This window comes from Pseudomonas sp. Pmew2, assembly GCF_058129885.1.
Map to the genome: position 1 here is coordinate 2,033,374 of NZ_CM176702.1, position 23,642 is coordinate 2,057,015.

17 protein-coding genes, 3 tRNA genes and 1 pseudogene are annotated in these 23,642 nt (G+C 56.6%); 16 read left to right on the plus strand and 5 right to left on the minus strand.

The window, feature by feature from the left end:
• Positions 1 to 41 precede the first annotated feature (41 nt).
• A complete protein-coding gene (lpxH, locus tag AC4ANK_RS09420) occupies positions 42 to 788 on the minus strand; it encodes a UDP-2,3-diacylglucosamine diphosphatase (protein WP_002552722.1) in 747 nt (248 codons plus the stop codon).
• Positions 785 to 1,288 carry a peptidylprolyl isomerase gene (locus tag AC4ANK_RS09425; protein ID WP_002552723.1) on the minus strand — a complete coding sequence of 168 codons (504 nt, stop codon included), beginning with the start codon at positions 1,286 to 1,288 and terminating at the stop codon, positions 785 to 787. Before AC4ANK_RS09425 ends, lpxH begins: the two co-directional genes overlap by 4 nt.
• A 207-nt stretch (positions 1,289 to 1,495) precedes the next feature.
• On the opposite strand from AC4ANK_RS09425, the gene AC4ANK_RS09430 reads away from it, so the two are divergent.
• Together AC4ANK_RS09430 and cysS are read left to right on the plus strand one after the other, a co-directional pair.
• Positions 1,496 to 3,190, plus strand: a complete 1,695-nt coding sequence (locus AC4ANK_RS09430) for a glutamine--tRNA ligase/YqeY domain fusion protein (RefSeq protein ID WP_002552724.1) — start codon at positions 1,496 to 1,498, stop codon at positions 3,188 to 3,190.
• Between the two features lie 19 nt (positions 3,191 to 3,209).
• Entirely contained in the window at positions 3,210 to 4,592 is a 1,383-nt protein-coding gene (cysS, locus tag AC4ANK_RS09435) for a cysteine--tRNA ligase (protein ID WP_002552725.1), read from the plus strand.
• 164 nt (positions 4,593 to 4,756) lie between these two features.
• On the opposite strand, the gene AC4ANK_RS09440 is transcribed toward cysS, so the two are convergent.
• Positions 4,757 to 6,610, minus strand: a complete 1,854-nt coding sequence (locus AC4ANK_RS09440; RefSeq protein WP_002552726.1) for a sigma-54-dependent Fis family transcriptional regulator — start codon at positions 6,608 to 6,610, stop codon at positions 4,757 to 4,759.
• A gap of 299 nt (positions 6,611 to 6,909) precedes the next feature.
• On the opposite strand from AC4ANK_RS09440, the gene AC4ANK_RS09445 reads away from it, so the two are divergent.
• The 6 genes from AC4ANK_RS09445 to AC4ANK_RS09470 all read left to right on the plus strand — a co-directional run bounded on the left by AC4ANK_RS09445 (position 6,910) and on the right by AC4ANK_RS09470 (position 12,932).
• On the plus strand, positions 6,910 to 8,004 hold the full coding sequence (locus tag AC4ANK_RS09445; RefSeq protein ID WP_002552727.1) for an ABC transporter ATP-binding protein: 1,095 nt from the start codon (positions 6,910 to 6,912) through the stop codon (positions 8,002 to 8,004).
• On the plus strand, positions 8,004 to 9,119 hold the full coding sequence (locus tag AC4ANK_RS09450; protein WP_002552728.1) for an ABC transporter ATP-binding protein: 1,116 nt from the start codon (positions 8,004 to 8,006) through the stop codon (positions 9,117 to 9,119). Before AC4ANK_RS09445 ends, AC4ANK_RS09450 begins: the two co-directional genes overlap by 1 nt.
• Positions 9,112 to 9,978: a carbohydrate ABC transporter permease gene (locus tag AC4ANK_RS09455; protein WP_002552729.1), complete on the plus strand. Its 867-nt coding sequence runs from the start codon at positions 9,112 to 9,114 to the stop codon at positions 9,976 to 9,978. Before AC4ANK_RS09450 ends, AC4ANK_RS09455 begins: the two co-directional genes overlap by 8 nt.
• 10 nt (positions 9,979 to 9,988) lie before the next feature.
• Positions 9,989 to 10,789: a carbohydrate ABC transporter permease gene (locus tag AC4ANK_RS09460; RefSeq protein WP_003315280.1), complete on the plus strand. Its 801-nt coding sequence runs from the start codon at positions 9,989 to 9,991 to the stop codon at positions 10,787 to 10,789.
• Positions 10,790 to 10,801: 12 nt separating this feature from the next.
• A complete protein-coding gene (locus tag AC4ANK_RS09465) occupies positions 10,802 to 11,074 on the plus strand; it encodes a DUF2160 domain-containing protein (RefSeq protein ID WP_002552730.1) in 273 nt (90 codons plus the stop codon).
• Positions 11,075 to 11,159: 85 nt separating this feature from the next.
• Positions 11,160 to 12,932, plus strand: coding sequence for an ABC transporter substrate-binding protein (locus tag AC4ANK_RS09470; RefSeq protein ID WP_002552731.1), 1,773 nt, complete (start codon positions 11,160 to 11,162; stop codon positions 12,930 to 12,932).
• Positions 12,933 to 12,994: 62 nt separating this feature from the next.
• Here the strand turns inward: AC4ANK_RS09470 and folD are convergent, their stop codons facing one another.
• Positions 12,995 to 13,849, minus strand: coding sequence for a bifunctional methylenetetrahydrofolate dehydrogenase/methenyltetrahydrofolate cyclohydrolase FolD (folD, locus tag AC4ANK_RS09475; RefSeq protein ID WP_002552732.1), 855 nt, complete (start codon positions 13,847 to 13,849; stop codon positions 12,995 to 12,997).
• Positions 13,850 to 14,142: 293 nt separating this feature from the next.
• Between folD and AC4ANK_RS09480 the strand changes: the two genes are divergently transcribed.
• The 4 genes from AC4ANK_RS09480 to AC4ANK_RS09495 all read left to right on the plus strand — a co-directional run bounded on the left by AC4ANK_RS09480 (position 14,143) and on the right by AC4ANK_RS09495 (position 15,523).
• Positions 14,143 to 14,219: transfer RNA gene (locus AC4ANK_RS09480), tRNA-Arg, on the plus strand.
• A 51-nt stretch (positions 14,220 to 14,270) separates the two neighbouring features.
• Positions 14,271 to 14,346, plus strand: a tRNA-His gene (locus AC4ANK_RS09485).
• A gap of 56 nt (positions 14,347 to 14,402) precedes the next feature.
• Positions 14,403 to 14,487: transfer RNA gene (locus tag AC4ANK_RS09490), tRNA-Leu, on the plus strand.
• Positions 14,488 to 14,878: 391 nt separating this feature from the next.
• Positions 14,879 to 15,523 (plus strand): hypothetical protein, encoded by a 645-nt coding sequence (locus AC4ANK_RS09495; RefSeq protein WP_031594806.1) that lies wholly within the window; start codon positions 14,879 to 14,881, stop codon positions 15,521 to 15,523.
• A gap of 135 nt (positions 15,524 to 15,658) precedes the next feature.
• Here the strand turns inward: AC4ANK_RS09495 and AC4ANK_RS09500 are convergent.
• Positions 15,659 to 16,146 (minus strand): annotated as a pseudogene (locus tag AC4ANK_RS09500) (hypothetical protein).
• 1,123 nt (positions 16,147 to 17,269) lie between these two features.
• On the opposite strand from AC4ANK_RS09500, the gene tig reads away from it, so the two are divergent.
• The 4 genes from tig to lon all read left to right on the plus strand — a co-directional run bounded on the left by tig (position 17,270) and on the right by lon (position 23,579).
• Complete coding sequence (tig, locus tag AC4ANK_RS09505) at positions 17,270 to 18,580, plus strand: trigger factor (RefSeq protein ID WP_002552733.1); 1,311 nt, start codon at positions 17,270 to 17,272, stop codon at positions 18,578 to 18,580.
• 91 nt (positions 18,581 to 18,671) lie between these two features.
• Entirely contained in the window at positions 18,672 to 19,313 is a 642-nt protein-coding gene (clpP, locus tag AC4ANK_RS09510) for an ATP-dependent Clp endopeptidase proteolytic subunit ClpP (protein ID WP_002552734.1), read from the plus strand.
• Between the two features lie 106 nt (positions 19,314 to 19,419).
• Positions 19,420 to 20,703 carry an ATP-dependent Clp protease ATP-binding subunit ClpX gene (gene clpX, locus AC4ANK_RS09515; RefSeq protein ID WP_002552735.1) on the plus strand — a complete coding sequence of 428 codons (1,284 nt, stop codon included), beginning with the start codon at positions 19,420 to 19,422 and terminating at the stop codon, positions 20,701 to 20,703.
• A 479-nt stretch (positions 20,704 to 21,182) separates the two neighbouring features.
• Entirely contained in the window at positions 21,183 to 23,579 is a 2,397-nt protein-coding gene (lon, locus tag AC4ANK_RS09520; RefSeq protein ID WP_002552736.1) for an endopeptidase La, read from the plus strand.
• Positions 23,580 to 23,642 lie beyond the last annotated feature (63 nt).

A 23,642-nucleotide genomic window follows, 5' to 3' on the forward strand; every position in this document is an offset into this window, starting at 1 on the left:
CATCGCAGAACCGCTGTGCTCTCAGCCGCGTTCCCGCGCCATCAATTCAACAGCGCAGTCGTCTCGGGCACAAAGTCGAATGAGTTCAGACTGAAACCCTGCTCATCCACCTGCAACACCCAGCCCTGACGATCCCAGTCGCCCAGCACAATGCGCCTGGCTGCCTGATCGCCAATCTGCAACTTATGAATCGCGGGGCGATGAGTGTGGCCGTGGACCAGAGTACGCACGTCGAACTGCTGCATGATCCGCGGCACCTCGTCTGGCGTCACATCGACAATATCATTGGCCTTCATACGGGTTTGCGCACGGCTTTCATTGCGTAACTTGCGCGCCAGCTTGTGCCGGGTGCCCAGCGGCAAATGGCGCAGAATGAAAAGCGTCAGCGGATGGCGCAGATAACGGCGCATCCGGATGTAACCTTCATCGCGGGTGCACAGGCTATCGCCATGCATCAACAGCACGCGCTCACCGTTCAACTGCACGACGCTCGGATCGCTCAACAGGGTGCAACCCGCTGCCTTGCAGAAACCCTTGCCGATCATGAAGTCGCGGTTGCCGTGCATCAGAAAAATTCGTGTGCCGCTGTCACTCAATACGCGCAGGGCCTTGCAGATTGAAAGCTGAAACGGTGACATGGCGTCGTCACCGATCCAGACTTCAAAGAAATCCCCGAGGATATACAGCGCCTCGGCTTCGCGGGCGCGGCCCGCGAGCAGATCCAGAAACGCCCGGGTAATGTCCGGGCGCTCCTGTTCAAGGTGCAGATCGGAGATCAGCAGTATCACTCAACGATCTCGGCTTTCTCGATGATCACGTCTTCTGCAGGCACGTCCTGATGACCGGCTTTGCTGGTAGTCGCAACGCCCTTGATCTTGTCGACGACATCAGTGCCTTCGATCACTTCACCGAATACAGCGTAACCCCAGCCCTGAACGGTCTTGGCGCTGTGGTTCAGGAAGGCGTTGTCAGCCACGTTGATGAAGAAATGCGCAGAGGCCGAATGCGGCTCCATGGTGCGGGCCATGGCGACGCTGTACTTCTTGTTCGGCAGACCGTTGTCGGCTTCGTTCTGGATGCTTGGGCGCTTGTCTTTCTTTTCTTTCATGCCAGGCTCGAAACCGCCGCCCTGAACCATGAAGTTACCGATTACACGGTGGAAAACCGTGTTTTCGTAGTGGCCAGCGTTAACGTATTCGATGAAGTTGGCTACAGTCAGTGGCGCCTTTTCTGCGTTCAGTTGCAGAACGATGTCGCCGTGGTTGGTGGTCAGCTTTACTTTGGACATGTGGAAAGTCGCTCTATAGTCATGCATGAATGGGCACATTATGACCCTGACGCGCAGTTTACGGACGAGGTTACATTTTTCAGCGTTTTTGCAGCTTTTATGCCCTCAAATGTGCACTCTGTTGTCAGGGACTTGACAGCTTCGGCTATGATAAGCGCTTTGATTTAGTCGGCCTACCCTGGCCGCGCACGTATGTCCAAGGATCCTATGAGCAAGCCCACTCCAGAACCCGCTGCCCATTCCAAGGCAGGCCCAGCCGTACCGACCAATTTCCTGCGTCCAATCGTGCAGGCAGACCTGGACTCGGGCAAGCACAGTAAAATCATCACGCGCTTTCCGCCAGAGCCCAACGGTTACCTGCACATCGGTCACGCCAAGTCGATCTGCGTGAACTTCGGTCTGGCCAAGGAGTTCGGTGGCGATACGCACCTGCGTTTCGATGACACCAACCCGGCCAAGGAAGACCAGGAATACATCGACGCCATCATGAGCGACGTCAAGTGGCTGGGCTTCGAGTGGGCGGGCGAAGTGCGCTACGCTTCGCAGTATTTCGACCAGTTGCACGACTGGGCGGTCGAGCTGATCAAGGCAGGCAAGGCTTACGTTGACGATCTGACCCCCGAGCAGGCCCGCGAATACCGCGGCACCCTGACCGAGCCGGGCAAGAACAGTCCGTTCCGTGAGCGCAGCGTCGAGGACAACCTCGACCTGTTCGCGCGTATGAAGGCTGGTGAATTCGAAGATGGCGCCCGTGTACTGCGTGCCAAAATCGACATGGCCTCGCCGAACATGAACCTGCGTGACCCGATCATCTACCGCATTCGTCATGCGCATCACCATCAGACCGGCGACAAGTGGTGCATCTACCCGATCTATGACTTCACCCACGGTCAGTCGGATGCCCTTGAAGGCATCACCCACTCGATCTGCACCCTGGAGTTCGAAAGCCATCGTCCGCTGTACGACTGGTTCCTCGACAACCTGCCGGTGCCGTGCAAACCGCGTCAGTATGAGTTCTCGCGGCTGAACCTGAACTACACCATCACCAGCAAGCGCAAGCTCAAGCAACTGGTTGACGAGAAACACGTCAGTGGCTGGGATGACCCGCGCATGTCGACGCTGTCCGGTTTTCGTCGTCGTGGCTACACGCCGAAATCGATTCGCAATTTCTGCGAAATGATCGGCACCAACCGCTCTGACGGGGTGGTCGATTTCGGTATGCTCGAATTCAGCATTCGCGACGACCTGGACCACAGCGCGCCGCGCGCCATGTGTGTGCTGCGCCCCCTGAAAGTGGTCATCACCAACTACCCGGAAGGCCAGGTCGAGAAGCTGGAACTGCCGCGCCATCCGAAAGAAGACCTGGGCATGCGCGAGCTGCCGTTTTCGCGGGAGATCTACATCGATCGCGACGATTACATGGAAGAGCCACCAAAAGGCTACAAACGTCTTGAACCCAATGGTGAAGTACGTTTGCGAGGCAGCTATGTGATTCGCGCCGACGAAGCGATCAAGGACGCAGAGGGTAATATCGTCGAGCTGCGTTGCTCCTACGATCCGGACACCCTGGGCAAGAACCCTGAAGGCCGCAAGGTCAAGGGCGTTGTGCACTGGGTGCCAGCGGCCGAGAGCGTTGAATGCGAAGTGCGTCTGTATGACCGCCTGTTCCGCTCCGCCAACCCGGAAAAAGCCGAAGACGGCGCGAGCTTTCTGGACAATATCAACCCTGATTCCCTGCAAGTGCTGACCGGTTGTCGTGCTGAACCATCATTGGGACACGCGCAACCGGAAGACCGTTTCCAGTTCGAACGCGAAGGTTATTTTTGCGCGGACATCAAGGACTCGAAACCTGGTCAACCAGTCTTCAACCGCACGGTCACGTTGCGGGATTCCTGGACCTGAGATGTCCGAGGGGCAGATAGTGCTTTCTATTTACAACACGCTCACCAAGAGCAAAGAAGTATTCAAACCGCTGGATGGCAACAAGGTGCGCATGTACGTCTGCGGGATGACCGTGTACGACTACTGCCATCTGGGCCATGGGCGCAGCATGGTGGCGTTCGATCTGGTGGCTCGCTGGTTGCGCTTCAGCGGTTACGAGCTGACTTATGTGCGCAACATCACCGACATTGACGACAAGATCATCAATCGTGCGCGTGACAACGGTGAGTCGTTCGACGCGCTGACTGCGCGCATGATCGACGCCATGCACGAGGACGAGGCGCGCCTCAATATCCTCAAGCCGGACATGGAGCCGCGTGCCACCGATCATATCCCCGGCATGCACGCCATGATCCAGACCCTGATCGACAAGGGCTATGCCTACGCGCCGGGTAACGGCGATGTGTATTACCGGGTCGGCAAGTTTCAGGGTTACGGCAAGCTGTCACGCAAGAAGATCGAAGACCTGCGCATCGGCGCGCGGATCGAAGTGGATGAGTCCAAGGAAGACCCACTGGACTTCGTGCTCTGGAAAGGCGTCAAGCCTGGCGAGCCGAGCTGGGAGTCGCCATGGGGCGCAGGGCGTCCGGGCTGGCATATCGAATGCTCGGTGATGTCGACCTGCTGCCTGGGTGACACCTTCGATATTCATGGTGGCGGCAGCGATCTGGAGTTTCCGCACCATGAAAACGAAATTGCCCAAAGCGAAGCGGCCACCGGCAAGACCTACGCCAATGCCTGGTTGCACTGCGGGATGATTCGCATCAATGGCGAGAAGATGTCCAAGTCCTTGAACAACTTCTTCACCATCCGCGACGTGCTGGAGAAATACCATCCGGAAGTGGTGCGTTACCTGCTGGTATCCAGCCACTACCGCAGCGCGATCAACTACTCCGAAGACAGCCTGCGTGAGTCGAAGGCGGCGCTGGAACGCTTCTATCACGCGCTCAAGGGGTTGCCGGTTGCCGAGCCTGCGGGTGGGGAAGCGTTCGTCGAGCGTTTCAGCACGGCGATGAATGATGACTTCGGCACGCCGGAAGCGTGTGCGGTACTGTTCGAAATGGTCCGTGAGATCAACCGCCTGCGTGAATCCGATGTCACCGCAGCGGCGGGTCTGGCGGCGCGCTTGAAGCAGTTGGCCAGTGTGCTGGGTGTTCTGCAGCTCGAAGCCGACGACTTTTTGCGTGCAGGCGCGGAAGGGCGGGTCGATGCGGCGCAAGTGGAAGCGCTGATTCAGGCACGTCTGGCTGCACGCGCGGCGAAGGACTGGGCCGAATCCGACCGGATTCGCGACCAGATCACCGCCATGGGTGTACTGCTGGAAGACGGCAAGGGCGGCACGACCTGGCGTCTGGCGGACTGATCAAATAAGGCGGCTAGTGACGCGGAGCGTCACGACGTGCATTCCCACGCGGAGCATGGGAACGAAATGACCCGGAAGACTATCGTGCCCACGCTCAGCGTGGGCATGCTGTTCTGGACGCTCCGCGTCCGATCCTCGATGTGCGGTCTGCCGAAAGCCAAAAACTAGACAATCCGCTGTTCCCGCAACCGCTTGTACAGCGTGTTGCGGCTTACCCCCAGACGTTTTGCCAGCTGTGAAATATTTCCGCCTGCCGCTTGAAACAGTTGGCTCAGGTCTTCTGTCGTGTGAAGGCGCACAGTGGATTCCTGAGTTTTCACCGGCTCTCGGCAGTCCTCATCCATGCCCATATCCAGCAGAAAATCCTCCGGCAGGTGCTCGGTACTGATCGGCTGTTCATCTGCCAAAGCAAGCGCCACCTGAATCACGCTGTTGAGCTGACGAATGTTGCCCGGCCACGGGTGATGTTCGAATAGCTCGAGAACCTCTCTGGAAAACCCTGCCCGTTGATGAGCGTCGCGATGCCGCTCCCAGATACGCTGGATGAGTGCATGTTTGTCGGTGCGCTCGCGCAACGGCGGCAACTCGATGTTGAGCCCACTGATTCGATAATAAAGGTCCTGGCGAAAGTGCCCCGTCTGAACCTGATCGCGCAGGCTGCGATTGGTGGCTGAAATCAGGCGTATGTCTACCGGATATAATTCACTGCTGCCCAACGGCTGAACGCAGCGCTCTTGAAGCCCACGCAGCAATCGCGCCTGTACCGGCAGGGGCATGTCACCGACTTCATCCAGAAACAGCGTGCCTTTGTTGGCTTTGCGAATCAGGCCAATGCTGCCTTTTTGACTGGCACCGGTGAACGCCCCCCTTTCATAGCCAAATAGCTCGGCCTCGACCAGTTCGGCCGGGATAGCCGCGCAGTTGACAGCGATCAGCGGCTGAGTGGCGCGGGTACTGGCTTGATGCAGGGCTTTGACAAACACTTCCTTGCCGACCCCGGTTTCCCCGTGGATCAGCAGCGGGATGTCTTTTTCCAGCAGCCGCTGCGCCTGATTCACTGCTTTCTCGATTTTTGCATCACCCAGGCTGATCGCCTCCAGATCCAGGCTCCGCGGCGCGACAGGTGCCTGAGCCGGTTGGACGCTGTGCAGCTTCAGCGGCTTGCGGGTCGGACGCTTGAGCAGACATTGAAAGCGATTGTTGCCAAACGCGTGCAGCGCAAACGGCCGCGCTTCTGTCTCGCTGAGCAGTTGCAGGATCGGGCATCTGAACAACGTTTCAATACTGGCACCGGACGGCGTCGTCCCCAACAAATTGTCAGCGCGTCGATTGGCGCAAAGGATCTGGCCGCTTTCGTCAAAAATCAGCAGGCCTGCCCATTGGCTGTCGAGATTGTTCAGGCCCGTATTGAATATCAACTGATAGTGGGAGTCGCGGAACTGATCGAGGATCAGTCGGTTTTCCACCGACTGGCTCATCATCTTGACCATACCCAGGGTATGCGAGGGGGGCAGGAAACTGTCACTGGATACATCCAGCACGGCAATGATCCGCCGATCGGCATCGAAGATCGGTGAAGCTGAACCGGTCATGAAGCGATTCGCCTTGAGGAAGTGCTCGTCCGGTTCAATGTGAATGGCCTGCTCACAGGCCAGTGCTGTGCCGATGGCATTGGTGCCGGTGCCCCGTTCGCTCCAGCTGGCGCCAGCCATGAAGCCCTGTGCCTGAGAAGACTCGACGAAGCGTTGCGCGCCCCAGGATTTGAGCAACTGGCCTTGAGGGTCGGCCAGCAGAATCAGGCAATTGGAGTTGCTCAGAATGTTTTCATAAACCGGCAGGACTTCCTGATGGGTGGTCTGCACCAGCCCGTGATGGCGCTCCAGCAGCCTGGAAACCTCAGCGCCCGGCAGTTGGCCGAATGAAGGGCGCGTCTGATGGCTGAGACCGAAATCCCGGCAGCGCCTCCATGAATCCTGAATGATGATGTCGTGAACGAGCGAAGCGCTGGATTGAGACATTAGGATGCCTGCGAATATGACGTGTTGTTTTTGTTTTTAGGTCCCGTCGGCGTGACCATCCTTGCCCGCAACGTCCGTCCAGTGTCGTTCAGTTTTGTTCAAAGTCAATGTTCATTTTGTTCAAGTGTTCAGTGTTTACTGTTCATTATTGTTCAGCTGTGAAAGCGCTTTCGCCCCCTGAATACGGGGGAAGGCTCTGTTTCGGGGCTCTCAAGCAGTCTGGCCGAGCTGGCACGAATGTCGCTATCTGCAAACAGTCACGCATTCACCCATAAGAAAAAAACAACAAAGGGCACGCCATGTCTCTCACGCTGGAGCACGTCAGTCGCGCGGTCGATGGTCAGGTCTGGATCGACGACGCTTCCCTGAGCTTTGAGCCAGGATCTTTCAACGTTCTGCTGGGGCGAACCCTGTCCGGCAAAACCAGCCTGATGCGCCTGATGGCCGGGCTGGACAAGCCTGACAGCGGGCGGGTGCTGATGAACGGGGTCGATGTTACAAATCGACCGGTTCGTCTGCGCAACGTCTCGATGGTTTATCAGCAGTTCATCAATTACCCAAGCATGACGGTGTTTGAAAACATTGCCTCGCCGCTGCGTCAGGCCGGTCTGTCCAAGGATGTTATCCACAGCCGTGTGCAGGAAACGGCGAAGATGCTGCGCATCGAAAAATTCCTGCAACGCCACCCCCTCGAGTTGTCCGGTGGGCAGCAGCAGCGCACCGCTATGGCCAGGGCGCTGGTCAAGGACGCCGAGTTGATCCTGTTCGACGAGCCGTTGGTCAACCTTGATTACAAGCTGCGTGAAGAGCTGCGTCAGGAAATGCGCGAGCTGTTTGCAGCCCGCCATACCATCGCAATCTATGCCACTACCGAGCCCAATGAAGCGCTGGCGCTGGGTGGTACCACCACCATTCTGCATGAAGGGCGGGTGGTGCAGAGCGGCAAGACTCCTGAGGTCTATCACCGCCCGAGCACGGTACTGGCGGCCGAGCTGTTCTCTGAACCGCCGATCAACCTGATGCCGGGTCGAATAGACGGTAATGAGGTCAGCTTCGCCAACTTTGTGCATTTCCCGCTCAACGTCGACCTGCGGGCCGTCGGGGATGGTGAGTACCGCTTTGGTGTGCGCCCCAGCCATTTGAGCCTTGTGCCTTCCAACGATGATGATCTGGAGCTGGCGGTCACCGTCGAGCTGGCAGAAATCAGCGGCTCGGAAACCTTTCTGCATGTGCGCAACGAGCTGTTTTCACTGGTTTTGCACCTGCCGGGCGTGCATGCCTACGACGTTGACGCATCGATTCGGGTGTACATCCCGACTCACAAATTATTTGTATTCGATCAGCAGGGCGGCCTGATTCAGGCGCCGGGCCTGCGCATGGCGAGGGTTGCCTGATGGCCGAGATCCGCTTGCAGAACCTGGCGCACAGTTACAGCGCCAAGCCTGGTCCTGACGATTATGCAATTCGCGAGATGAGCCACATCTGGGAGCAGGGCGGTGCTTACGCGCTGCTCGGGCCTTCCGGGTGTGGCAAGTCAACCCTGCTCAACATCATTTCCGGTCTGCTCAGTCCGTCGCAGGGCCAAGTGCTGTTCGACTCGAAAGTAGTCAATGAGCTGCCCCCGGAGCGTCGCAACATCGCTCAGGTTTTCCAGTTTCCAGTGATCTACGACACCATGACGGTGTTCGATAACCTGGCCTTTCCGTTGCGCAATCAGGGCCTGGACGAGGCGCGGATTCTCATCAAGGTCAATGAAATTGCCGATGTCCTGGACCTGCAGCCGCTGCTGAAAAAGAAAGCGCGCAACCTCAGCGCGGACGAAAAGCAGAAAGTCTCCATGGGTCGCGGGTTGGTGCGCGATGACGTGTCGGCGATCCTCTTCGACGAACCGCTGACCGTGATCGACCCGCACCTGAAATGGAAACTGCGCCGCAAGCTCAAGCAGATCCACGAGCAATTCAATATCACTATGGTTTACGTCACCCACGATCAACTGGAGGCGTCGACTTTCGCCGACAAGATCGCCGTGATGTATGGCGGACAGATTGTGCAGTTCGGCACGCCGCGGGAGTTGTTTGAAAAGCCTTCGCACACCTTTGTCGGCTATTTCATTGGCAGCCCTGGCATGAACCTGATTGACGTTACGCCTCGACCGGGCGGTGTCGGTTTTGCCGACATTCATCTGCCGCTGCCTGAGTCGTTGCAGCAAAAGCTTGCCAATACACCGTGGAAAAGTCTGAAAGTGGGTATTCGTCCAGAGTTCGTGCATGTCTGGGACGGGCCTTACGACGATGCGATGTGCGCCGACGTGACCTATGTGGAAGACCTCGGTACCTACAAGATCATTACCCTGAAACTGGCCGGGCAACTGCTCAAGGTTCGTTTGCAGGAAGACAAACCGGTGCCGCATGGCCAGGCCTGGATCAGCTTTCCAGGGCAATGGCTGATGCTCTATGCCGACGATTACCTGCTTGAAGCCGGCCCGGCCAGTGAGGTGTCCCATGCGTAAGGTGCAGAACAACAAAGCCTGGTGGCTGGTGATGCCGGTGTTTCTGCTGGTGGCATTCAGCGCGATTATCCCGATGATGACTGTGGTCAACTACTCGGTGCAGGACATCTTCGACCAGTCCAGCCGCTATTTTGTTGGTACTGACTGGTTCCGTCAGGTCTTGCAGGACCCACGTCTGCACGATTCGCTGCTGCGCCAGTTCATTTACTCGGGTTGTGTACTGCTGATCGAGATCCCGCTGGGTATCGCGATTGCCCTGACCATGCCCACCAAAGGCCGCTGGTCTTCGCTGTGCCTGATTGTGATGACCATTCCGTTGCTGATTCCGTGGAACGTGGTCGGTACCATCTGGCAGATCTTCGGCCGTGGCGATATCGGCTTGCTGGGTTACACGTTGAACAACGTGCTGGGCATCAACTACAACTACGCCGCCAATGCTTCGGATGCCTGGGTGACAGTGCTGGTCATCGACGTCTGGCACTGGACTTCGCTGGTGGCTTTGCTGTGCTATTCAGGGCTGCGAGCCATTCCGGATGTCTACTATCAGGCGGCGCGGATTGATCGTGCCTCCGGCTGGGCCATCTTTCGGCACATCCAGCTGCCGAAGATGAAAAGCGTGCTGCTGATCGCGGTAATGCTGCGCTTCATGGACAGCTTCATGATCTACACCGAGCCGTTCGTGCTCACCGGTGGCGGTCCTGGCAACTCCACCACCTTCCTCAGTCAGACCCTGACCACCATGGCGCTCGGGCAGTTCGACCTGGGGCCTGCGGCGGCGTTCTCGCTGGTGTACTTCCTGATCATTCTGTTGGTGTCATGGGTGTTCTACACCGCCATGACTCACAGCGAAAAGAATTGAGGGGCTGGTCATGAGTCTGCGCAAAATCATACCGCTGTGGATTTACCTGTTGTTTCTGCTGGTGCCGATTTACTGGCTGATCAACATGTCGTTCAAGACCAATACCGAGATCCTCGGTGGCCTGACCCTGTGGCCGCAGGACTTTACCCTGGCCAACTACAAGGTGATTTTCACCGACGAAAGCTGGTACAGCGGTTACCTGAACTCGCTGTACTACGTGTGCCTCAATACCGTGATATCGCTGAGCGTTGCGCTTCCGGCAGCCTACGCGTTTTCTCGCTATCGTTTTCTCGGCGACAAGCACCTGTTCTTCTGGCTGCTGACCAATCGCATGGCGCCACCGGCCGTGTTCCTGCTGCCGTTTTTCCAGCTGTACTCGTCCATCGGCCTGTTTGACACGCACATCGCCGTTGCTCTGGCGCATTGCTTGTTCAACGTTCCGCTGGCGGTTTGGATTCTGGAGGGCTTCATGTCCGGCGTTCCCAAGGAGATTGATGAAACGGCCTACATCGACGGTTATAGCTTTCCGAAGTTTTTCGTGAAGATTTTCATTCCGTTGATTGGCTCGGGTATCGGTGTCACCGCGTTTTTCTGCTTCATGTTCTCCTGGGTCGAGCTGTTGCTGGCGCGCACCCTGACGTCGGTGAACGCCAAGCCGATCGCTGCGGTAATGACCCGCACCGTCTCGGCATCGGGTATCGATTGGGGGGTGCTGGCGGCGGCGGGGGTGTTGACTATCCTGCCGGGTATGCTGGTGATCTGGTTCGTTCGCAACCATGTGGTCAAGGGCTTTGCTCTTGGTCGTGTCTGAGGAGTCGAAAAAATGGAGTGGATGTCCTGGACACTGCCCACTGCGGCCTTTTTCATCAGCATCGCATTGCTTCTGGCGGGGATGACCGTATGGGAGTTGCGCTCGGCAAGTATCGAGCGCCGTGGTTTTCTGCCGATTGCCACCACGCGTGGCGACCGTTTGTTCATTGGGCTTCTGGGTAGCGCTTACCTGCATTTGCTGGTGATCGGCGCGACCGACTGGAGTGTCTGGATCGCTTCAGGGGCCTCCCTGGTGTGGCTGTTGGTGGTGATGCGTTGGGGTTAGAGGGCGGCCGGGCGCGATTGCCGGGGTGATCCGGTCGGCAATATTCGAAAAGCGGGACTACATAAAAGCAACATTGGAGATGACTATGTTCAATAAGAAAAACAAGCTGCAACATAGCGTGACGCTGGCGACCATGATGATGCTCAGCGGGTTGAGTGTTTCGGCGTGGGCAGATCAGTACGAAGATGCGGCGAAGAAGTGGGCGGCCAGTGAATTCAAGCCGAGTACGCTTTCCGATGCAGAACAGTTGAAAGAGCTTGAGTGGTTCATCAAGGCCGCCGAGCCGTTCCGTGGCATGGACATCAAGGTGGTATCGGAAACCCTGACCACCCACGAGTACGAATCGAAAACCCTGGCCAAGGCCTTCACTGAAATCACTGGTATCAAAGTCACCCATGACCTGCTGCAAGAGGGTGATGTGATCGAAAAACTGCAGACCGCCATGCAGTCGGACAAAAGTATCTACGACGGCTGGGTCAACGACTCGGACCTGATCGGGACACACTTCCGCTACGGCAAGGCACTGTCGCTGACCGACCTGATGGCCAGTCCGGAAGGCAGCAAGGTCACCTCGCCGACTCTGGACCTGAAAGACTTCATCGGCACCTCGTTCACCACCGCGCCGGACGGCAAGCTTTACCAGCTGCCTGATCAGCAATTCGCCAACCTGTACTGGTTCCGTGCCGACTGGTTCGAACGTCCCGACCTGAAAAAGAAGTTCAAAGACAAGTACGGCTATGGGCTGGGCGTCCCGGTCAACTGGTCGGCCTACGAAGACATTGCCAAATTCTTCAGCGAAGACGTCAAGGAGATCGACGGCAAGAAAGTCTTCGGGCACATGGATTACGGCAAGAAGGACCCGTCGCTGGGCTGGCGCTTCACCGATGCCTGGTTCTCCATGGCTGGCAGCGGCGACAAGGGCTTGCCTAACGGTCTGCCTGTGGACGAGTGGGGCATCCGCGTCGAGGATTGCCACCCGGTCGGCTCCAGCATTACCCGCGGTGGCGACACCAACGGGCCGGCAGCGGTGTTCGCGACTCAGAAATACATCGACTGGCTGAAAGCCTACGCACCGCCTGAAGCTGCGGGCATGACCTTTTCGGAGTCCGGTCCGGTTCCGTCGCAGGGTAACGTCGCGCAACAGATCTTCTGGTACACCGCCTTTACTGCCGACATGACCAAGCCCGGCCTGCCAGTCATGAACGCCGATGGCACGCCGAAATGGCGCATGGCCCCGTCACCCAAAGGGCCGTACTGGAAAGAAGGCATGAAGCTCGGTTACCAGGACGTGGGCTCATGGACCTTCCTGAAGTCTTCCGACGAGAAGAAGCGCCTGGCGGCCTGGCTGTATGCGCAGTTCGTGACCTCGAAAAGTGTTTCGCTGAAGAAGACCATTGTCGGTCTGACGCCGATTCGCGAGTCGGATATCAATTCCAAGGAGATGACCGCTCTGGCGCCCAAGCTGGGAGGTCTGGTGGAGTTCTATCGCAGCCCGGCCCGCGTTCAATGGTCGCCTACCGGCACCAACGTGCCTGACTATCCGAAGCTGGCACAGCTGTGGTGGAGCCATGTGGCCGAGGCGGTCACTGGCGAGAAGACAGCACAGCAGGCGCTGGACGGTCTGGCCAAGGATCAGGATGCCATCATGACGCGCATCGAACGTTCCAAGGTTCAGGAAGCCAGCAAGTGTGCGCCGAAGATGAACCCCGAAACGTCTGCCGAGGAGTGGTATGCCAAGGCTGAGAACAGCAACGGCAAGTTCCTCGCGCCACAGCGCAAACTGGCCAACGAGAAACCCAAGGGTGAAACCATCGCCTACGCTGACCTGCTGAAAAGCTGGGAGGCTGGCAAAAAGTAAGGTTTTGTCGAGGTAAAAAAAACGGCACCTTGGAGGTGCCGTTTTTTATTGCTGCAGGCTGATCAGTCGTGCAGGGTTTCTGCGGCGTACAGTGTGTTTTCCAGCAGGCAGGCGCGGGTCATGGGGCCAACGCCGCCCGGAACCGGAGTGATCCAGCCGGCGCGGGGCAGGGCAGTCTCGTAAACCACGTCGCCCACCAGCTTGCCATCGTCCTGACGGTTGATGCCGACGTCGATGACAATCGCGCCGGGTTTGATCCATTCGCCCTTGACCAGGCCGGGCTTGCCGGCGGCAACCACCACCAGATCGGCGCGACCTACATGGCCTGCCAGATCCTTGGTGAAACGGTGGGTCACGGTGACCGTGCAGCCCGCCAGCAGCAATTCCATGGCCATGGGGCGGCCGACAATGTTCGACGCGCCAACCACCACAGCATCCAGACCGTACAGATCGACTCCAGTGCTTTCCAGCAGTGTAATGATCCCTTTGGGTGTGCACGGTCGCAGCAGGGGAATGCGCTGGGCGAGACGGCCGACGTTATAAGGATGGAAACCGTCCACGTCCTTGTCCGGGCGGATGCGCTCGAGCAGCAGCGATGCGTCCAGATGGGCTGGCAAAGGCAATTGCAGCAGAATGCCGTCGACAGCGGCGTCTTCATTGAGGCGGTCGATCAGATCGGTCAGCGCAACCTGAGTGGTATCAGCGGGCAAGTCATAGGCCTGGGAGATAAAGCCGACTTCCTCGCAGTCCTTGCGCTTGTGAGAGACATAGACCTGAGAGGCAGGGTCGCTGCCGACCAGAATCACCGCGAGGCCCGGCGTACGCAGACCTTGCTGGCTACGTTCGGCGACACGTTTGGCGATCTGCTGGCGCAGGCTGGCGGCGATCGCCTTGCCGTCGATTAGTTTTGCAGTCATGACGCGTGATTAACCATCGAGAGGAAATAAAATGAGCGCGCATTCTCGCATGACATGGCGCGAGGGCAAAGGCGCATGCGTTGGATATTCCGCTAACTCCTTTATCTAGCTGAATTTTTTTCAAAAAAAGGTTGACGACCCCAGGGGCCGTCTATAAGATTCGTCGCACTTGCCGGGCAGAGCCCAGCACTGGTTAAGCTAGCACTGGTTGATTAGGTCAGGCAGAGTTGCAAATCAGCTCGGTGTGATTGAAAGCCTTTTAGTTTGTTATCGCAAGAATACAAATTATATAAGTGCCCGTAGCTCAGCTGGATAGAGCATCCGCCTTCTAAGCGGATGGTCGCAGGTTCGAGTCCTGCCGGGTGCGCCATTTAAGGCAGCTTTGGCACAGCAAGTAAGTTTTATCGTCACGCGCAATATGGTGGGCGTAGCTCAGTTGGTAGAGCACAGGATTGTGACTCCTGCGGTCGTGGGTTCGAACCCCATCGTCCACCCCATATTAAGAAGGGCGCCAGATTCATAGTCTGGCGCCTTTGCTTTAAAAGTCTGAAATGCGGATGTGGTGGAATTGGTAGACACACTGGATTTAGGTTCCAGCGCCGCAAGGTGTGAGAGTTCGAGTCTCTCCGTCCGCACCAGATGTACTTTCGCCGGGTTCCACTGAGAACCGCGAAAGCCAAGAAAAGCCCGCCAAGTGCGGGCTTTTTGTTGTGTTGAGTTTCATGAGTATTTGCCGGTGTCTGGATTTTTTTAGTACGTTAATGAGTACATCCTGAATTGGCTTGCTGGTGATGTACTCATGCTTCCGTTTCACTGATCCGCCGTCTGGCAATCGAAACGCACTGACAAAGGCGGTAGCGCTGGGGCGGGGTATTCGCGAGAGACTAATGAATGCGGCAGCTGCTTGACAGCAGTGGGTCACAAAGCCATCATTTGGCCATTACTTCCTTTGTGCATGCGTAGGAAAGGGGACAAAAAAACCGGCCATCGCGTCGGTTTTTTGATTGGCAAGTCAATAAGGACATCGTAATGCGGGCTGTCACTTTCGTAATTTTTTTTGCTGTAGCGCTTACTGGTTGCTCCGGAATACCTTCAGTGCCCTACGAAGAGCCTGCTCAGTCAGAAGACTTGGCACATGTTCGCGTTATCACGAACTCCAGTGTGTATGGAGATAGCATTATGGGTAGTTGTGCCCCTGCTACCCGCCACAAGATGGCTGATGCTGGACGTTTCGGGCGAGACGGCACGGCGAATATCAACTATCCGCAGTACCCCCTGAAATCGGCAAGCGTTCGCATGCCGAAGCGAGTTGCGCCCACGCTTACTGAATACGTCCCAGCCACCCGGATGGGCGAAGGTGTCTATAAAGAGGTTGTGACCGAGTATCGCGTCAGGACTGATCTCCCGTTTCAAATTGCAACCCTGGGCGCGACGATTGGTGGCAATGGCAGCACTTACTTGTCCTGTGCTGGCCAAGCGGTCGTTTACAAGCTGGAACCAGGGAAGGACTACGAGGCTTTAGTAGGGGTACGTAGCAGATCAAGCAACGATGGTGAGCAAGCGCTTATTTGCATGTTTGGAGTCATCGAGCTCGTGTCTCTGCCCGGAACTTCAATCGTGATTCCCCAAAAGCTGACACCTGCGGCACCTCCGCAGGTAGTCTGCAAAAACTGACCAGCACCGCCCGTCATTGGGCGGTTTTTGCATCTGGCAGAAACCAAAAAGCCCCAGCGGCATGGGCTTTTGCGTTGAAGTGGAAAAGAAAGCTACCAGATTGTCGAGGCTCAGTCTCGCCATCAGGCTTTCTAGTTATTCGATGACAAGCAACACCTTGCCCTGGCACAGAAGAGGTGGGTTTGCTCCAGGGATCTCGAGTACGACGTTGTAGCCGCCGGATTCCATTGACGATAAATCTGCGGTGAACGAAAAACCTCACTTCAGGAGTTTTTCATTGTTGTACGTCTTCACCAGGTCAATTCGATCAACGATGGCGGGTCCTTGAACGTAGTGGGCTTTCCTTTGTAGCCGGTCAGGCGAAGTCTGATTTCTTTCGGAGCGTCCTGGTTCGCAGTGATCACCGAGCCGTTGAACATTGCGACGCCCCGCGGTACGTAAATGCTTGCTCCTGTTCCCGGGCTGATCTTCCCGGCAATTGAGTCAATGTTGCATTTGTAGGAAGAATAATAAGTGGTTTTAGTGGCTGCTGCGTTTCCCGTGCTCCCCTCCTTGTCTTTGCACCCCGTCAGTGTTGCTGAGGTGATGGCGAGAAAAGTAAGTGCAGCAATCATCTTGTACATGGTTTTTCCTGACGGGTTTCAATGTTTAAGGGCATTGATTTCTTGGCGTGTAAGAGCTCGGGCGATGCTGCTGGTGTGGTGCGAAAACAGTGCAGTTCATTCGTGGCGCAGGCTTCATTATTGTTGCCAGCAGCGGTGAAATCAGTGGTCGGATTATGTAGCGGATGGCTAAGCAGTACAGGGGTGCGGCGGAGGTGCTGGCTCTCGTCAGGCCTTGCTGTGCCGCAAGGTTGGCGGGTGCCGGAGGCCGGTATGGTCACGCGGAAGATGGTCGGTTTTCGACGTTGTGTCTGGTTTAGGGTGAGGCGTCATGGCCTGGCGTTGGGAGGTCCGCATGATTGCGGTCGTGCCGAGCGTGTCACTGTGGTGTTTGCTTCCTCAGTCGTTAATCTTTTTTAATCATGGCGTAGTGCAGAGTTGCAGGTCAGAAGCGTTACCTCGGTAAGTTGCACCGCCTTTCCGTGGTGCGCAGTGTGGCTGCTGCCGCAAGGTGTTTGAGCGTACGCCAGCTTTTGCCTCTGGTGGGTGACAAGTTGTAGGGCTTATCCGAGAGTAAAATTGTCAGGCGCGTCAATTGCTTGCAATGGGTGGCGCGCGTGGGTTGCGTTGTGTACGATGCGCGCCGGGTTGAATAAGGCTGCAAGCAGCCCGGCGCTATGGAATCAGCAGCGCAAAATGTGCGTTGATTCATCAGGCTTCGAGGCTGAAGCCTTGCATGGCAGGTGTGCGGAGATTTCTTTGTGTTCTCCGTTCGCCAGAGCAGAAGTGATTCAAGCGAAAGCCCGGGTCGCTGCAAGCCGCGTGAAGCGGCTTTTTTTGTTTCAGCGTATTCGCTTTACCGTTTCACGGGTCCGGTGGCTTGCCGCCGTCGGTCGAGTGGGACGTGCTACCTGGATGGAGTCGGTCGTCTCCGGCGCTGATGCTTCTTTATATAGAGGCCGTGCCAGACGCGTCGCCGAGGGTGTGAGGCTTTTTTCTTCCTTGCGCTGCAGCGCTCCGCTTTCGTCCTATAAATCCACCCTTTTTCAGTAGGGTGACTTCTTGAGTTTGACCCACTAGAATGCATGCCCTTGATTCTGGGGTCGGAAACGGCCGGCTAACGTCTGTGCAACGAGGAATATCCATGCAAGTTTCTGTTGAAAATACTTCCGCTCTTGAGCGCCGCATGACCATTGGCGTGCCTGCCGAACGCATCGAGACTGAAGTCAACAAGCGTCTGCAGCAGACCGCACGCAAAGCCAAGATCCCGGGCTTCCGCCCAGGCAAGGTGCCTATGAGCGTGATCCGTCAGCGTTATGAAGACGGCGCACGTCAGGAAGCACTGGGCGATCTGATTCAGGCTACTTTCTACGAAGCTGTGGTTGAGCAGAAGCTGAACCCGGCCGGTGCTCCTGCTGTAGAGCCGAAATCTTTCGAAAAAGGCAAAGACCTGGAATACGTGGCTACTTTCGAAGTATTCCCGGAATTCACCGTTGCCGGTTTCGACACCATCGCCGTAGAGCGCCTGTCTGCCGATGTGGCGGACAGCGATCTGGACAACATGCTGGAAGTGCTGCGCAAGCAGAACGTTCGTTTTGAAGTGGCCGACCGTGCTGCCCAGAACGAAGACCAGCTGAACATCGATTTCGTGGGCAAGGTCGACGGCGAAGTGTTCGCTGGCGGTTCTGCCACGGCTACCCAGCTGGTGCTGGGTTCGGGTCGCATGATTCCTGGTTTCGAAGACGGTCTGGTTGGCGCCAAGGCTGGCGAAGAGCGCGTTCTGAACGTGACCTTCCCCGAGGACTATCAGAACCTTGAGCTGGCCGGCAAGGCTGCCGAGTTCACCGTGACCGTCAATACCGTTTCCGAGCCAAAGCTGCCTGAGCTGAACGAAGAGTTCTTCAAGCAGTTCGGTATCAAGGAAACCGGTATCGAAGGCTTCCGCACCGAGGTTCGCAAGAACATGGAGCGCGAGCTGCGTCAGGCGATCAAGTCCAAGGTCAAGAATCAGGTCATGGACGGTCTGCTGGCTGCCAACCCGATCGAAGTGCCTAAAGCGCTGCTGGAAAACGAAGTCAACCGTCTGCGCGTCCAGGCTGTTCAACAGTTCGGCGGCAACATCAAGCCAGACCAGTTGCCGGCTGAGCTGTTCGAAGAGCAGGCCAAGCGTCGCGTCGAGCTGGGTCTGATCGTTGCCGAGGTCGTCAAGCAGTTCGACCTCAAGCCTGATGATGCTCGCGTACGTGAAATGATTCAGGAAATGGCATCCGCCTATCAGGAGCCTGAGCAGGTTGTTGCCTGGTACTACAAGAACGAGCAGCAAATGAACGAGGTACGTTCTGTTGTGCTTGAAGAGCAAGTTGTAGATACTGTTTTGCAGAAAGCTAGCGTGACCGACAAATCGGTCTCCTACGAAGAAGCTGTCAAGCCGGTGGAAGCTCCAAAAGCCGACTGATTTCTCTTTTCGTGCGAAAACACCCACAAGCCAGCCTTCGCGCTGGCTTGTGCGTATTCAAGACTCGACTATTTGGGAGTGAATGCAGGACATGTCCCGCAATTCTTATATTCAGCAGAACTCTGACATCCAGGCCGCTGGCGGCCTGGTCCCGATGGTTATCGAGCAGTCCGCCCGTGGCGAACGCGCCTATGACATCTATTCGCGCCTTCTCAAGGAGCGAGTCATCTTTATGGTTGGTCCGGTAGAGGACTACATGGCCAACCTTATCGCGGCACAACTGCTCTTCCTTGAAGCGGAAAACCCGGACAAGGATATCCATCTCTACATCAACTCGCCGGGCGGTTCGGTGACAGCAGGCATGTCGATCTACGACACCATGCAGTTCATCAAGCCGGACGTTTCGACTATCTGTATCGGTCAGGCTTGCAGCATGGGTGCATTCCTGCTGGCCGGTGGTGCAGAAGGCAAGCGTCATTGCCTGCCCAACTCGCGGATGATGATTCACCAGCCGCTGGGCGGTTTCCAGGGTCAGGCGTCGGATATCGACATCCATGCCAAGGAAATCCTGCACATTCGTCATCGTCTCAACTCGCTGCTGGCGCATCACACCGGCCAGAGCCTCGAAACCATCGAGCGCGACACCGAGCGTGACAACTTCATGAGCGCAGAGCGTGCGGCTGAATACGGCCTGATCGACTCCGTGATCAACAAGCGTCAAATGCCTGCCTAAGCGGCTCAAAATGTAGGGGGTCGGCACAACCGACCGCCTGCGGACTTGAAAAAGCCCGCAATAGCCTTCATCTTGTGTTGCAAGCCTACCGGATTGGATCGATCGAATGACTGACACCCGCAACGGCGAGGACAACGGCAAATTGCTCTATTGCTCCTTCTGTGGCAAAAGCCAGCATGAAGTGCGCAAATTGATTGCCGGCCCCTCGGTCTTTATCTGCGACGAGTGCGTCGACCTGTGCAACGACATCATCCGCGAGGAGGTGCAGGAAGCACAGGCCGAAAGCAGCGCGCATAAATTGCCTTCGCCTAAAGAAATCAGCGGCATCCTTGACCAGTATGTAATCGGTCAGGAACGTGCCAAAAAGGTCCTCGCAGTAGCGGTGTACAACCACTACAAGCGTCTGAACCAGCGTGACAAGAAGAATGACGATGTCGAACTGGGCAAGAGCAACATCCTGCTGATCGGCCCTACGGGCTCCGGCAAGACGCTGCTGGCCGAAACACTGGCCCGTCTGCTCAATGTGCCGTTCACCATCGCTGACGCCACCACCCTGACCGAAGCCGGTTATGTGGGTGAGGACGTTGAAAACATTATCCAGAAGCTGTTGCAGAAATGTGATTACGATGTCGAGAAGGCCCAGATGGGCATTGTCTACATCGATGAAATCGACAAGATTTCGCGCAAATCCGACAACCCTTCGATCACTCGTGACGTTTCCGGCGAAGGCGTGCAGCAAGCCTTGCTGAAGCTGATCGAGGGCACCGTGGCTTCCGTTCCTCCGCAAGGTGGTCGCAAGCATCCGCAGCAGGAATTCCTGCAAGTGGACACACGCAACATCCTCTTTATCTGCGGTGGTGCCTTCTCGGGCCTGGAAAAGGTCATTCAGAACCGTTCCACCCGTGGCGGCATCGGCTTCAACGCCGAGGTTCGCAGCAAGGAGGAGGGCAAGAAGGTTGGCGAGTCCCTGCGTGAAGTCGAGCCTGACGATCTGGTCAAGTTCGGTCTGATCCCTGAGTTCGTGGGCCGTCTGCCAGTGCTTGCAACGCTGGACGAGCTGGATGAGGCTGCTTTGATACAGATCCTCACCGAGCCGAAGAATGCGCTGACCAAGCAGTATGCCAAGCTGTTCGAGATGGAAGGCGTGGACCTCGAGTTCCGCACCGACGCGTTGAAGTCGGTTGCCCGTCGCGCGCTGGAGCGCAAGACCGGTGCCCGTGGCTTGCGTTCCATCCTCGAAGGCGTGCTGCTCGACACCATGTACGAAATTCCGTCGCAAAGTGACGTGAGCAAGGTGGTGATCGATGAGAGCGTTATCGATGGTACGTCCAAGCCGCTGCTGATCTACGAAAACAGTGAGCCGCCTGCCAAGGTTGCCCCTGACGCGTAACACACGCAGGCGTATGGGCGTGTGAAGTAATACGGAAGGGGGCCTTTTTGGCCCCCTTTTGCATTTTTCAGCCGTTCATGTATAGGAATTTCAATAATTCCTATACAAGGTAATCCGCCAAAAAAGGTCCCCTCGGCGTGATGCCAACGTGGCGTCGATGGCGGCAAAAAGCTTTTTTTACCCATCACCCACGCCGAAAAATGGATTGAAAGCGACTTTTCTTTACCTTTTCCAGATTTTGGACGCACCTCTCCCGTATCAGGCCGGCACGTACCTCAATTGCGCGATGCTGTGGGCATTGTTGACCAGGCCCTGCACGGTCAGGCCGGCGATGGCTGCGGTGTACATTCGTTTTGTATGAAGAAATTGATCTTGACGGGTCGTGGCTCTAGAGCTTGTTTTTTTTGGACGCTACCCCCATCTTGGCTTCAAGCTAATTCCATCTGTCCCGGCCAATTGGCCGCCGTAGAGGCGAAATCATGAAGACCACTATTGAATTGCCTCTCTTGCCATTGCGTGATGTCGTGGTTTATCCGCACATGGTTATCCCGCTGTTCGTGGGGCGCGAGAAGTCTATCGAAGCCCTTGAAGCGGCAATGACGGGCGACAAGCAGATTCTGCTGCTGGCGCAAAGAAACCCGGCTGACGACGATCCTGATGAAAAGGCGTTGTACAACGTCGGCACTATTGCCACCGTATTGCAGTTGCTCAAGCTGCCTGATGGCACCGTCAAGGTGCTGGTCGAAGGTGAGCAGCGTGGTTCGGTAGAGCGTTTCATCGAAGTCGATGGCCATTACCGCGCCGACGTCGCGTTGATCGACGAAGTCGATGCCCCGGATCGAGAATCCGAAGTATTTGTGCGCAGCCTGCTGGCTCAGTTCGAGCAGTATGTGCAGCTTGGCAAGAAAGTCCCCGCAGAAGTCCTCTCGTCGCTCAACAGCATCGATGAGCCCGGTCGCCTGGTTGACACCATGGCAGCGCACATGGCGCTCAAGATCGAGCAGAAGCAGGAAATTCTCGAAATTATCGACCTGTCGGCCCGTGTCGAGCACGTGCTGGCCTTGCTGGATGCCGAAATCGACCTGCTGCAGGTTGAAAAGCGCATTCGCGGTCGTGTGAAAAAACAAATGGAGCGCAGCCAGCGCGAGTACTACCTGAATGAGCAGATGAAGGCCATTCAGAAGGAACTGGGCGATGGCGACGAAGGCCATAACGAAATTGAAGAGCTGAAAAAGCGCATCGACGCTGCCGGGCTGCCCAAGGACGCTCTGACAAAGGCGACTGCCGAGCTTAACAAGCTCAAGCAGATGTCGCCGATGTCGGCCGAGGCGACTGTGGTGCGCTCCTACATCGACTGGCTGGTTCAGGTGCCGTGGAAGGCTCAGAGCAAGGTGCGTCTGGACCTTGCGCGCGCCGAAGCGATCCTGGATGCAGACCATTATGGTCTGGATGAGGTCAAGGAACGCATTCTCGAATACCTCGCCGTGCAAAAGCGCGTGAAGAAGATTCGTGGCCCTGTACTGTGTCTGGTAGGTCCACCGGGTGTGGGTAAAACTTCCCTGGCCGAGTCCATCGCCAACGCAACCAATCGTAAATTCGTGCGTATGGCACTCGGTGGCGTGCGTGACGAGGCTGAAATTCGTGGTCATCGCCGGACTTACATCGGTTCGATGCCAGGAAGATTGATACAAAAGATGACAAAAGTGGGCGTCCGCAACCCGCTGTTCCTGCTTGATGAAATCGACAAGATGGGCAGTGACATGCGCGGCGATCCGGCGTCGGCATTGCTTGAGGTTCTGGACCCCGAGCAGAACCATAACTTCAATGATCACTACCTCGAAGTCGACTACGATCTTTCCGACGTAATGTTCCTGTGCACGTCGAACTCGATGAATATTCCGCCAGCCTTGCTGGACCGGATGGAAGTCATTCGCCTGCCGGGTTACACCGAAGACGAAAAGATCAACATCGCCGTCAAATACCTCTCGCCCAAGCAGATTCAGGCCAATGGCTTGAAGAAAGGCGAGATCCAGTTCGACGAGGAAGCAATCCGCGACATCATTCGCTACTACACCCGTGAAGCGGGCGTACGCGGTCTAGAGCGCCAGATTGCCAAGGTTTGCCGCAAGGCGGTCAAAGAACACGCCATGGAAAAACGCTTCTCCGTGCAGGTTACTGCCGAGATGCTCGAACACTTCCTGGGTGTGCGCAAATTCCGCTACGGACTGGCCGAGCAACAGGATCAGATCGGTCAGGTCACAGGCCTGGCGTGGACTCAGGTGGGCGGTGAATTGCTGACCATCGAGGCTGCGGTTGTATCGGGCAAGGGCCAGTTGATCAAGACCGGTTCGCTGGGTGATGTCATGGTCGAATCCATTACAGCCGCGCAGACCGTGGTGCGCAGTCGTGCCCGTAGTCTGGGCATTCCAGCCGATTTCCACGAGAAACACGACACGCATATCCACATGCCGGAGGGCGCGACGCCCAAGGATGGACCAAGCGCTGGCGTAGGCATGTGTACTGCTCTGGTATCAGCGCTTACACAGATCCCGGTACGTGCCGATGTGGCAATGACGGGCGAGATTACCTTGCGCGGGCAGGTGCTGGCGATTGGTGGTCTGAAGGAAAAACTTCTGGCTGCGCATCGCGGCGGAATCAAGACGGTGATCATTCCGGAAGAAAACGTGCGTGATTTGAAGGAGATTCCTGACAATATCAAGCAGGATCTGCAAATCAAGCCCGTTAAATGGATTGACGAAGTCCTGCAAATTGCGCTGCAATACGCGCCGGAGCCGTTGCCGGACGTGGCTACAGATCTGGTCGCAAAGGAAGAAAAACGCGAGTCTGACTCTAAGGACAGAATTAGCACGCATTAAGACTGGGTAGGCTTCCTTGACAGCTTTTTAGAGCCCTTGTTATAAAGCGGCTCTTTAAAGCAA

Bases quoted from the DNA above. Each gene is read 5' to 3' on its own strand.
- AC4ANK_RS09495 (WP_031594806.1), top strand. From the start codon at position 14,879: ATGCGGGCTGTCACTTTCGTAATTTTTTTTGCTGTAGCGCTTACTGGT.
- folD (WP_002552732.1), bottom strand. From the start codon at position 13,849: ATGACTGCAAAACTAATCGACGGCAAGGCGATCGCCGCCAGCCTGCGC.
- AC4ANK_RS09425 (WP_002552723.1), bottom strand. From the start codon at position 1,288: ATGTCCAAAGTAAAGCTGACCACCAACCACGGCGACATCGTTCTGCAA.
- AC4ANK_RS09460 (WP_003315280.1), top strand. From the start codon at position 9,989: ATGAGTCTGCGCAAAATCATACCGCTGTGGATTTACCTGTTGTTTCTG.
- AC4ANK_RS09470 (WP_002552731.1), top strand. From the start codon at position 11,160: ATGTTCAATAAGAAAAACAAGCTGCAACATAGCGTGACGCTGGCGACC.
- AC4ANK_RS09440 (WP_002552726.1), bottom strand. From the start codon at position 6,610: ATGTCTCAATCCAGCGCTTCGCTCGTTCACGACATCATCATTCAGGAT.
- AC4ANK_RS09445 (WP_002552727.1), top strand. From the start codon at position 6,910: ATGTCTCTCACGCTGGAGCACGTCAGTCGCGCGGTCGATGGTCAGGTC.
- AC4ANK_RS09450 (WP_002552728.1), top strand. From the start codon at position 8,004: ATGGCCGAGATCCGCTTGCAGAACCTGGCGCACAGTTACAGCGCCAAG.
- AC4ANK_RS09430 (WP_002552724.1), top strand. From the start codon at position 1,496: ATGAGCAAGCCCACTCCAGAACCCGCTGCCCATTCCAAGGCAGGCCCA.
- AC4ANK_RS09465 (WP_002552730.1), top strand. From the start codon at position 10,802: ATGGAGTGGATGTCCTGGACACTGCCCACTGCGGCCTTTTTCATCAGC.
- AC4ANK_RS09455 (WP_002552729.1), top strand. From the start codon at position 9,112: ATGCGTAAGGTGCAGAACAACAAAGCCTGGTGGCTGGTGATGCCGGTG.
- tig (WP_002552733.1), top strand. From the start codon at position 17,270: ATGCAAGTTTCTGTTGAAAATACTTCCGCTCTTGAGCGCCGCATGACC.
- clpP (WP_002552734.1), top strand. From the start codon at position 18,672: ATGTCCCGCAATTCTTATATTCAGCAGAACTCTGACATCCAGGCCGCT.
- clpX (WP_002552735.1), top strand. From the start codon at position 19,420: ATGACTGACACCCGCAACGGCGAGGACAACGGCAAATTGCTCTATTGC.
- lon (WP_002552736.1), top strand. From the start codon at position 21,183: ATGAAGACCACTATTGAATTGCCTCTCTTGCCATTGCGTGATGTCGTG.